General features: G+C 40.4%; 8 protein-coding genes and 1 tRNA gene. 7 read left to right on the top strand and 2 right to left on the bottom strand.

Going from position 1 to position 10,569, the window contains the following annotated elements:
• Window positions 1-184 precede the first annotated feature (184 nt).
• The 7 genes from B5X70_RS15675 (at window position 185) to B5X70_RS15645 (ending at window position 8,605) form a co-directional block, all read left to right on the top strand.
• Window positions 185-1,297: a glycoside hydrolase family 26 protein gene (locus tag B5X70_RS15675; RefSeq protein ID WP_079558855.1), complete on the top strand. Its 1,113-nt coding sequence runs from the start codon at window positions 185-187 to the stop codon at window positions 1,295-1,297.
• A 45-nt stretch (window positions 1,298-1,342) separates the two neighbouring features.
• A complete protein-coding gene (locus B5X70_RS15670) occupies window positions 1,343-2,521 on the top strand; it encodes a glycoside hydrolase family 130 protein (protein ID WP_079558854.1) in 1,179 nt (392 codons plus the stop codon).
• Window positions 2,522-2,646: 125 nt separating this feature from the next.
• Window positions 2,647-3,837 carry an AGE family epimerase/isomerase gene (locus tag B5X70_RS15665; protein WP_079558853.1) on the top strand — a complete coding sequence of 397 codons (1,191 nt, stop codon included), beginning with the start codon at window positions 2,647-2,649 and terminating at the stop codon, window positions 3,835-3,837.
• 36 nt (window positions 3,838-3,873) lie between these two features.
• On the top strand, window positions 3,874-5,292 hold the full coding sequence (locus tag B5X70_RS15660) for an MFS transporter (RefSeq protein ID WP_079558852.1): 1,419 nt from the start codon (window positions 3,874-3,876) through the stop codon (window positions 5,290-5,292).
• Between the two features lie 307 nt (window positions 5,293-5,599).
• Window positions 5,600-5,674 (top strand) — tRNA-Val (locus tag B5X70_RS15655).
• A 387-nt stretch (window positions 5,675-6,061) separates the two neighbouring features.
• Window positions 6,062-6,982, top strand: a complete 921-nt coding sequence (locus tag B5X70_RS15650; protein WP_232468422.1) for a DUF362 domain-containing protein — start codon at window positions 6,062-6,064, stop codon at window positions 6,980-6,982.
• A 6-nt stretch (window positions 6,983-6,988) separates the two neighbouring features.
• Window positions 6,989-8,605 carry a 4Fe-4S binding protein gene (locus B5X70_RS15645; protein WP_079558851.1) on the top strand — a complete coding sequence of 539 codons (1,617 nt, stop codon included), beginning with the start codon at window positions 6,989-6,991 and terminating at the stop codon, window positions 8,603-8,605.
• 92 nt (window positions 8,606-8,697) lie between these two features.
• Here B5X70_RS15645 and B5X70_RS15640 read toward each other — a convergent pair whose 3' ends face one another.
• Together B5X70_RS15640 and B5X70_RS15635 are read right to left on the bottom strand one after the other, a co-directional pair.
• Complete coding sequence (locus B5X70_RS15640; RefSeq protein WP_079558850.1) at window positions 8,698-9,780, bottom strand: 3-oxoacyl-ACP synthase III family protein; 1,083 nt, start codon at window positions 9,778-9,780, stop codon at window positions 8,698-8,700.
• 16 nt (window positions 9,781-9,796) lie between these two features.
• Window positions 9,797-10,558 carry a UDP-2,3-diacylglucosamine diphosphatase gene (locus B5X70_RS15635; RefSeq protein WP_079558849.1) on the bottom strand — a complete coding sequence of 254 codons (762 nt, stop codon included), beginning with the start codon at window positions 10,556-10,558 and terminating at the stop codon, window positions 9,797-9,799.
• Window positions 10,559-10,569 lie beyond the last annotated feature (11 nt).

Raw genomic sequence — 10,569 nt, 5'->3', positions numbered from 1 at the left:
GAGATGTACAACGATCTTTTACATTTGTATCTCAATATATTACACTTCTAAAATGTCAAAATACATAATAGTATCAGGATGTGATTAATTCGTATTTGTTTCATCACTAAAATCCATCTATTTTTCGTTTTAAAAAACAACAGACAATGATCTCTGAATATCAATTACATACAAAGCTATAAACATGAAAACAGCTATTATCTCATTCCTGCTTTCTCTTTTTATTTTGGCAGGCTGTGCAAATCCTTCATCCCAAACTGGTGAGGAGAATAAAAGTGTTGCTCAAAAACTTTTTGACGACCTGATGTCCATCACCGGAAAAGCAACCCTCTTTGGCCATCAGGATGATTTGGCATATGGAATTGGTTGGAAATACGTGGATGGCGAATCAGATGTAAAAAGAACGGCAGGTGATTACCCCGCTCTTTTTGGATGGGAGCTTGGAGGCATTGAACTGGGTCATGAGATGAATCTGGACAGCGTACCATTTAATAAAATGAGGCAATTTGCCATTTGGGCCCATCAAAATGGAGGTGTAAATACATTCAGCTGGCACCCGTTTTCAGCTCTGGATGAAAGTAAAAGCTCCTGGGTAACCGATGAAAAAGTGGTAAAACACATTCTTCCGGGAGGATCGCATCACGAGGTATTTCTAAAACACATGGATAAACTGGTGGCGTTTTTCAAAGAACTAAATGAGGAAAATGGCGAAAAATTACCTTTTATTTTTCGTCCGTGGCATGAGATGGATGGAGGTTGGTTTTGGTGGGGAGCAGACCTGACAACTCCGGATGAGATGAAAGAGTTATTCAGATTCACCATTGATTATATGTGGGAACAGGGGTTAGACAACTTTCTGGTGGCCTATTCACCCGACAGATTTTTTAATTCAATCGACGAGTACTTAACCTGGTATCCGGGAGATGAATATGTGCATGTTATTGGTGTGGACAACTACTATGATATGAGAAGAGGACCTGATGGACTTCAGGATGCCATATTAAAACTTGAAATTGCCGCCAAATACGCAAAAGAAACAGGAAAAATAGCTGCGTTTACCGAAACAGGTCTGGACACAATTCCTGATGAAAACTGGTACACCCAATCCTTGGCAAAAGTACTGAATGCCAACGAATGGACCAGAAGAATGGCCTACGTCATGGTTTGGAGAAACCATGATCTTGACCACTTTTATGTTCCCCATCCCCAACATCCGGCAGCAGATGATTTTCGCCAATTCACATCTCAGCAACATATCTGGCTTTTAAACGATTGGGCAAATTACCAGCAAAAATAATTGTTCCAAAAGCAAACACATTTACAAGATTATAATTGAGAATTGATGCAGAAAGATTTATTTTCATCGCGGTATAACCGCGTAAAAACAGAGCACGAAGCTCTGTTATCAAAACCTAATGAGGCACTATTTAGCAGCAATGGCATTTACAGCCGCTATAAAAACCCCATTCTTACGAGGAATCACGTCCCCCTTCACTGGCGATTTGATTTGAATCCTGAAACCAATCCATGTTTTATGGAGAGAATTGGTTTTAATGCCACCTTTAACTCAGGTGCCATCAAATGGGGAGATAAATACCTGTTAGCTGTTCGCGTAGAGGGGAACGACCGAAAATCGTTTTTTGCCATTGCTGAAAGTCCAAACGGCGTTGACAATTTTCGATTTTGGAATCGCCCCATCACACTGCCGGAAACCGAAGAGCCTGACACCAATGTGTATGACATGCGCCTAACCAGGCATGACGATGGATACGTTTATGGCATATTTTGCACAGAGAGAAAAGATCCTGAAGCGCCTCCAGGGGATACCAGCAGCGCTGTTGCTGCAGCAGGCATTGCTCGCACCATGGATCTTGTAAAATGGGAACGTTTACCTGATTTAATTTCAACCACCGGCCAACAAAGAAATGTGGTGCTTTTCCCTCATTTTATTGAGGGGAAATACGCGTTTTACACCCGCCCTCAGGATGGATTCATCGATACCGGAAAGGGAGGAGGAATCGGCTTTGGATTCTCCGAATCCATTGAAAATGCAGAAATAAAAGAGGAAGTCATCGTTGATGCCAAAACCTACCACACCATTTATGAAGTAAAGAACGGACTGGGACCGGCTCCCATCCGGACAGAAAAAGGATGGCTTCAAATGGCACATGGGGTAAGAAATACCGCAGCAGGTTTGCGATACACCATTTATATGTTCATGACCGATATGGAAAAACCATGGCTGGTGACACACAAACCCAATGGTCATTTTATATCACCGTTAAAAGAAGAGCGAGTGGGAGATGTTTCCAACGTAGTTTTTAATAACGGATGGATTGCCGATGAAGACGGAAAAGTATATATTTATTATGCTTCATCGGACACCCGTATGCATGTGGCAGTTTCAACCATCGATCAGTTGGTTGACTACTGCATTAATTCGCCGCAGGATCAGTTACGTTCGGCAGCGTCGGTGCAAACCATCAACAACCTGATTGACAAAAATCTCAAATTCATGTAATAACAATATCTATTAAAAAAGAAGGGTCTACGAATTGGAGGCTAAACAATCTTTGCCGATAACCAGATTAGAGACCGGCACAAACCAACTTCACAGCCTCTTCTTTTTTATCCCAATATAATTTTATGAACCTGGATGTTTCTAAACTAAAAAATGAACTGAAACAAGAGTACATCAACATTCTTGATTTTTGGAAAAACTATACCGTAGATAAGGAAAACGGAGGTTTCTTCGGAGAACTATGTAATGATGGTACACCAAATTCTGAAGCCATCAAAGGAGTTGTATTGAATACTCGCATTTTATGGACTTTTGCTTCGGCATATAACTTTCTGAAAAATGAAGAGTATCTGAAGGTGGCAGATCTGGCCTATAATTACATCACTCGGTATTTCTGGGATGAAAAATACGAAGGCCTATTCTGGAGCGTTGATGCAAAAGGGAATGTTTGCAATGATCGAAAGCAAATCTATGCACAGGGATTTGGCATATATGGGTTTTCTGAATATTTTAAAGCAACAGAGAATATGGAGAGTCTTGACTATGCCATTAAACTTTACAACTGCATTGAAAAACACAGTTTTGATCATCAACACGGAGGCTACGTTGAAGCTCTTTCGCGGGACTGGAATCCTTTAGAGGACATGCGTCTCAGTGATAAGGATGCCAATGAACCAAAATCAATGAATACTCATCTTCACATCATAGAACCATATACTAACCTTTTCAGAGTATGGACTGATGATGGCTTAAAAAAGAAAATGGAAGATCTCGTTAAGGTTTTTCTTGGTAAGATAATCAACCCTGAAAATGCGCATTTTGAACTGTTTTTTGATAAAGATTGGGCTGTAAAATCAGAAATGGTATCATATGGCCATGATATTGAAGGAGCCTGGTTGCTGTGTGAAGCCGCTGAATTTATTGACAACCCGGAATTATTGCAGAAGGTTGAATCCATGAGCCTCCGAATGACGGATGTTACGCTAAAAGAAGGGCTTGCTCAGGACAATTCGCTATATTACGAAAAAGATCTCTTGTCCGATCATTTAGACAGAGACAGGCATTGGTGGGTACAGGCAGAAGCCATGGTAGGTTTTATGAATGCCTTTCAGCTAAGCGGTGAGGAAAAATACCAGACAGCCATGATGAAAATGTGGGATTATATCAAAAAGCATATCATTGACAGGGAAAATGGAGAGTGGCACTTGAGGGTGAATAATCAGGGATTACCCATGCTTTCCGATCCAAAAGCAGGTTTCTGGAAATGCCCGTATCATAATTCACGTGCATTAATGGAATTATATAACCGTTTATAATACTGACAACTGAACTTATAACGAAATATCACTAAAATGGCTCAAACAATTCAGTCTAAGGTTAGCCTTAAAGAGAAAATAGGGTATGGATTTGGAGATGCAGCATCTTCCATGTTTTGGAAAATATTTACCTTTTATCTGGCCATATTTTATACCGATGTTTTTGGCATTCCGGCTGCGGCAGCAGGAACCATGTTTCTGGTCACACGTATTTGGGACACGGCCAACGACCCCATTATGGGGATAATTGGAGACAGAACCAACACCAAATGGGGAAAATTCCGACCCTATTTATTATGGATTGCTTTTCCGTTTGCCATCATTGGCGTGTTGCTTTTTACCACTCCAAATCTTGATGTGACTGGGAAAATCGTTTATGCTTACATAACGTATACGCTGATGATGATGGTTTATACTGCGATAAATGTACCTTACGCAAGCCTTTTGGGTGTTATGACAGCAAAATCAACAGAACGTACAAGTTTTGCCTCATACAGAATGGTATTTGCTTTTGCCGGAAGTTTGCTGGTGGTAGCACTTTTTCAACCATTGGTAGATGGTTTCAACAGCCTGGAAATGGTAGATATTTCCACTGCCTATCAATTGACCATGGTGGTTATTGGTTTAATCGCAGTGGGTTTCTTTCTTCTTACATTTTCATGGACAAGAGAAAGAATTACCCCTCCTAAAGATCAAAAAAACAATCTGAAAGAAGATTTGAAAAACCTTGCAGGCAACATTCCATGGTTTGTAATACTTGGAGCCGGAGTAATGACACTTATATTTAATTCAGTAAGAGATGGTGTTGCGATGTACTATTTCAAATACTACATAAGTAATGATATAACCAGTGAATCAGCATTAGTGTTTTCAAGAATGACATTTGCCTTAAGCACTTTCTATATATTTTTAGGTCAGGCAACCAATATGATTGGAGTGATGATGGCCAAGCCAATATCAGCAATTATTGGAAAACGAGTGACCTTTATATCAGCTATGTTTACTGCAGCAGCATTAAGCTCACTTTTCTTTTATCTTACAAGAGATAACCTTTTCCTAATTTTTACGCTTCAGGCCATGATCAGTTTCTGCGCAGGCATCATCTTCCCGCTGATGTGGGCTATGTATGCCGATGCAGCCGATTACTCACAGTGGAAAACCGGACGTCGTGCCACGGGACTGGTATTTTCGGCATCAAGCATGTCGCAAAAACTTGGATGGACACTGGGTGGTTCCATAACGCTCTGGCTACTGGCCTATTTCGGATTTCAGGCCAATGTAGAACAAAATCCAGAAACCATACAGGGCATCAAGTTAATGATGAGTTATGTACCCGGCATTGCAGCTCTTATTTCAGGAATTTTCATGATCTTTTACAAATTGAGCGATGCTAAGATGGAAAAGATTATTACCGATCTTGATAATAGACGGGAGATGGAAGAGATCAACAATTGATATACAGATGGCTTAATGCAATCTATGGTTTTCGCATTGAAATAATTTAAATGCGAAAACTGTTTGCTTTTGTTAATTTTTGTGTATATTTGCATGCGAAAGTCACAATAATGCCTTTCCCATAGAATCAGCTAAAAAATCTAAATGAAAAAAAAGGCCCCACCGGGGCTTTTTTTTATGGCAGAAAGTTTCCCATACAATTAAATATCTGCATCTTACAAACCAATCACAAAAAGACTTTTCATTACTGCCTTTCAAATATTTTTATCATATAAAAAAAGCATTATTTTTGCAGTAACAGAGGCCGGGGTTGTTAGCTCAGTTGGTTTAGAGCATTACCTTGACAGGGTAGGGGTCACTGGTTCGAATCCAGTACAACCCACTTAAATTTAAACAGGTTGCATTTAGCAACCTGTTTTTTGTTTGTATGAAACGAGCCATGAGAATCGCAAGATCGGCGCAGCCAAAGATTATTGGCGAGTTCTCCCGAGTACTCAAAAACAAATTATACACAGATGAAAGAATATTCGGCACTTCAAATCCATTAACAAAACATTAACACACACCATTTTCCTACACAGCGTCATTCTAACATCCCTATTTGGTGGGAATTAGGCTTTAATCTTTATTTGTTCTAATTCTAAATTGCCTGCAACGATTCAATGGTTCATCTCTTTTTAATAACTTTAAATGAACCAAGAGGTTAACATGGCATTCAACAACGGATTATCCGTATAATTTGGGATGCAATATTTAAACAGCAACAGATATGATGAAAAGAAGAGAATTTGTGACACGCAGCGTAGGAGTAGGTCTTTTAGGAGCAGTGGCTCCAATGTTTGGGGGTTTAGACACTCTTGCTTCTCAGCCCGCAGTGCAGGGAAATTATGATTTGGCTGCAGTTCGTGGCGGTACTCCGCCACAAATGTTCGACAAAGCCATGGAAGCCATTGGCGGAATGGGACGTTTTGTAAAACAAGGACAGCGGGTACTAATAAAACCAAATATCGGCTGGGATACACCACCTGAAAGAGCTGCCAATACCAATCCCGACTTGGTTGGACGTATGGTAAAAGCTGCATTTGAGGCAGGCGCCGCCGATGTTTTTGTATTTGATCACACCTGTGATCAGTGGGATCGTGCATATCGCAACAGTGGAATTGAAGCAGCTGTGCGTCAAAATGGTGGAACCATTGTTCCCGGAAACAATGAAAGGAACTACCGTGAAGTGAGCATTCCGGGTGCAAAAATCCTTAAAACAACCAAAGTCCACGAAATGGTTTTAAATACAGACGTTTTTATAAATGTTCCGGTTTTAAAACATCACGGGTCAACAACAGTTACCCTCGCAATTAAAAACCTAATGGGTTGCGTTTGGGATCGCAGATTTTACCATGGAAACGATCTAAGTCAGTGCATTGCAGATTTTCTGGCCTTTAAAAAACCGGATTTGAATGTTATCGATGGTTACAGAATGATGACCAGAAATGGCCCTCGTGGAGTCTCAGTTGCCGATGTTGTAGATCTGGGAGCTTTGGTAGCAGGAACAGACATTGTAGCTGTAGACTCGGCCGCAACACTTATGTTTGGTAGTCAACCCAATGAAATTGGACATATAAGAATCGCAGAAGAGATGGGGTTTGGTACTACCAACCTGGAACAACTGTCAATTAATCGCATCAGAATCTAAACAAATATGACGCTGTTTTCAAAACTGAAAAAGCTCAGGGTGATACTGGGAATTATTTTCCTGTTACTCACCCTGTCGCTTTTTATTGATATATTCGAGAAGTACGCCGATGAACGTTTCGGGCAGATACTCTATCTACAATTTGTACCTTCAATTCTTAACTTTGTACAAACTTTCTCCTTGCTGACCGCAGGAGGTTTTATTATTGTATTAATTTTAACTTTGTTGTTTGGACGATTGTATTGCTCAACCATTTGTCCACTTGGAATTTTGCAGGATATTGTGTCAAACATATCCAAAAGGTTTTCAAAGAAAAGAGTGTTTTACAAGTATAAAAAAGCACATCCAATATGGCGATACTCTTTCATGGGATTAATGATTATTTCTATGGTCGCGGGTCTTGGTTTTATAGTGGTATGGCTGGATCCATACAGTATTGCCGGTCGATTTTTCTCATTTATCATTGATCCTTCGGTACGAAGTATGAACAATGTGGTTGCAACCTTTATGCAAAATCAGGGAAACTATTCTTTTTTCCATGTTCCCATATACCATGTATCTACTGTCCCTGTTCTGCTAACCATTGCGTTAACCTCTTTTATCTTTGTTTTGGCATGGAAGCGGGGACGTTTTTTTTGTAACGTGATTTGTCCTGTCGGCACATTTCTGGGAATTACTTCTAAGGCGGCTTTGTATAAAGTCAAATTTAATCCGGACAACTGTACTAAATGCGGAAAATGTGCTGCAGTATGTAAAAGTGAATGCATCAGCATTAAAAACTATTCAGTAGATGAAACAAGGTGTGTAACCTGCTTCAATTGTTTACAGGTATGTCCCGATGCGGCATTGGATTTTGGGAACTTGAAATCAGTTCCAAAACCAAAAGTGGAATTGGACTCAGGTAAACCTTCAACTGATGAAGTGAATGTGAATGTGCATGAAAATGATGCAACCAGGCGGAAACTGTTGGTAACAGGATTGGCTATGATGGCAGGATCGGGCGTATATGCACTTAAGAAAAACAAATTACCGGAAAGTCAGCACAACCTAACCCTTAACAATAGGGACTTCTTCCCTTCCCCTCCGGGATCGGGAGGAGTAAGACGTTTTAACAGCATATGTACCGGATGCGCACTTTGTATATCTGCCTGTCCTACTCATGTTTTGCAGCCATCAATCAACCAATACGGATTGAGAGGGTTTATGCAGCCATTTATGGATTATGAAACCAGCTACTGCAACTTCGATTGTCATAAATGTGCCGATGTTTGTCCCACCGGAGCCATATTACCCCTTCCGATGGAGGAGAAACAGTTGACACAAGTCGGAATAGTTAGATTTTTAAAAGAAAACTGTGTTGTTGTAACCGATGGCACCGATTGTGGCGCCTGTTCAGAGCATTGCCCGACAAAGGCTGTGGACATGGTTCCTTATAAGGATGGTTTGATGATTCCAGAAGTCTATCCGGAAATCTGCATAGGCTGCGGTGCATGTGAGTATCCATGCCCCGTTCTGCCTCCCTTCAGAGCCATTTATGTGAATGGAAACGGGGTTCATAAGTTGGCTGATAAACCAGAATTTGGCGAACAACAGTCAGTTGATTTTGACGATTTTCCTTTTTAACCAAATACTAACTTAACCAATTGAGAAAACGGCTTTTCGCAATGCGAAAAGCCGTTTATTTTTTATCTGTATATCCTCTCTCTAAATCATACTTAAGGCATTTTATACATAAATGCATTGATGTTCATTCCTGCTCCCACCGAGGTCATCATAACATTATCACCTGATTTTAGTTCATGCCCTTCCAGCTTTCCCTTAACAATGAGATCGTACAACGTTGGGACTGTGGCCACACTGCTATTCCCTAAAGTTCTTATGGTCATAGGCATTACGCTGAAATCAACGTTCTTCTCTCCATAAAGACGGAAAATTCTTTTTAAAATGGCTTCGTCCATTTTGGCATTGGCCTGGTGAATCAAAACTTTCTTAACATCCTTGAGTTGCATATTGTTTTTGCTCAAACACTCCTGAGCTAACAATGGCACATAGGTAAGAGCATAATTGTATAATTTACGACCAAGCATTTTTAAATAGGTTCCCTCTCTTTCAGGATTGTAAGAACATCCCATTTTCAAGAGATCCAAATAATCATCAACATCGGTACGGGCTACATGTTTAAGCATTCCCACAGGCTCTTCGCTCACACGTCCTTCGAGAATAGTGGCAGAAGCACCATCGGCAAAAATCATGGTATCACGATCATGCGGATCCATGGAACGACTGATGGTATCGGCTCCAATAACCAGAACTTTTTGAGCGTCTCCAGACTTAATGTAATAGTTAGCCTGAATCATCGCCTGCGTCCATCCAGGGCATCCAAAAGTCATGTCGTATGCAACGGCGTTAGGGCTTTTAATCCCCAACTTATTTTTTACCCGCGAAGCCAGCGTAGGCAATATATCAGGATACAATGAGCCACTTTTCATATCACCCAGGTTATGAGCCACAATAATATAGTCTAACTCCTCGGGGTCAATTCCCGAATCAGCAATGGCTTCTTTGGCAGCTTCGGTAGCCATATCAGAGGTAACCATCTCTTTGGGCGCCAAACGACGCTCAATTATATCGGTAATTTGCTCAAACTTCTCTGTAATCTCTTTTCCCGGGGTGTCAATAACACTCCCGTCTTCATTCATGAAAACATTGTTCTCAAAGTGTGAATTTTCAATCACAACAGAGGGAATATAGCTTCCCGATCCTGTGATTACTGAATAAATGGATTTTTTTGCACACATGCTTACTTATCAAGTTTTAGTTTTTATGCTCAAAGAACTCCAGGTTAAAGGTATTCCCGTCCCAAACTCCATAGGAGTAATGATTCACCCAATCGCCCAGATATATTAGTTTACTATTATTTTTTAAATCAATCACTTTTGCAATATGTCGATGACCAAATACAAAGAAATCAAAATGATTAACTTCCAGCTGCTCTTTAGCCCATACAATTAGCCACTCCTTATCCTCCCCTTGGAAAACAGATCCGTAAGACTTCAGATTTTTCTCACGACTTTTTCCGGACCAAAGCCTGGCGAACCAAACACCACAATCCGGATGTATTAATCTGAACAGTTTTTGAGCGATATTGTTTGTGAAAATCGCCTTTAACCTGTTGTAGGACTTCTCAAAACGTGTTAATCCATCCCCATGTGCCAGGAAAAATTTCTTTCCATCAATTTCCCGGATTAAGGGCTTGCGATAAATCTGAATTCCGGTTTCTGTAGGCAAATAATCAAACACCCAAATGTCATGATTTCCGGTAAAGAAATGTACTGGAATCCCTGAATCCGTTAGTTCACAAAGCTTACCAATAAATCTGGAGTAGCCTTTTGGTATGGCTCTCCGATATTCAAACCAGAAATCAAAAATATCGCCCAAAAGATATATCTCAGAAGCATCATGCTTTACGCTATCCAACCAACGCACAAAACGTCGTTCATGCTCTTGGGGATTTTTAATTGTTGGTGCCCCAAGATGTACATCCGAAGCAAAATATATTTTCTTTTTCTGTTCCAAGCCTTTATATT

Origin of the sequence: Alkalitalea saponilacus (genome assembly GCF_900168165.1) — a bacterium.
Taxonomy (GTDB): domain Bacteria; phylum Bacteroidota; class Bacteroidia; order Bacteroidales; family Marinilabiliaceae; genus Natronoflexus; species Natronoflexus saponilacus.
The sequence above is the reverse complement of the archived record's forward strand: the minus strand, read 5'-3'. Positions and strand labels throughout refer to the sequence as shown.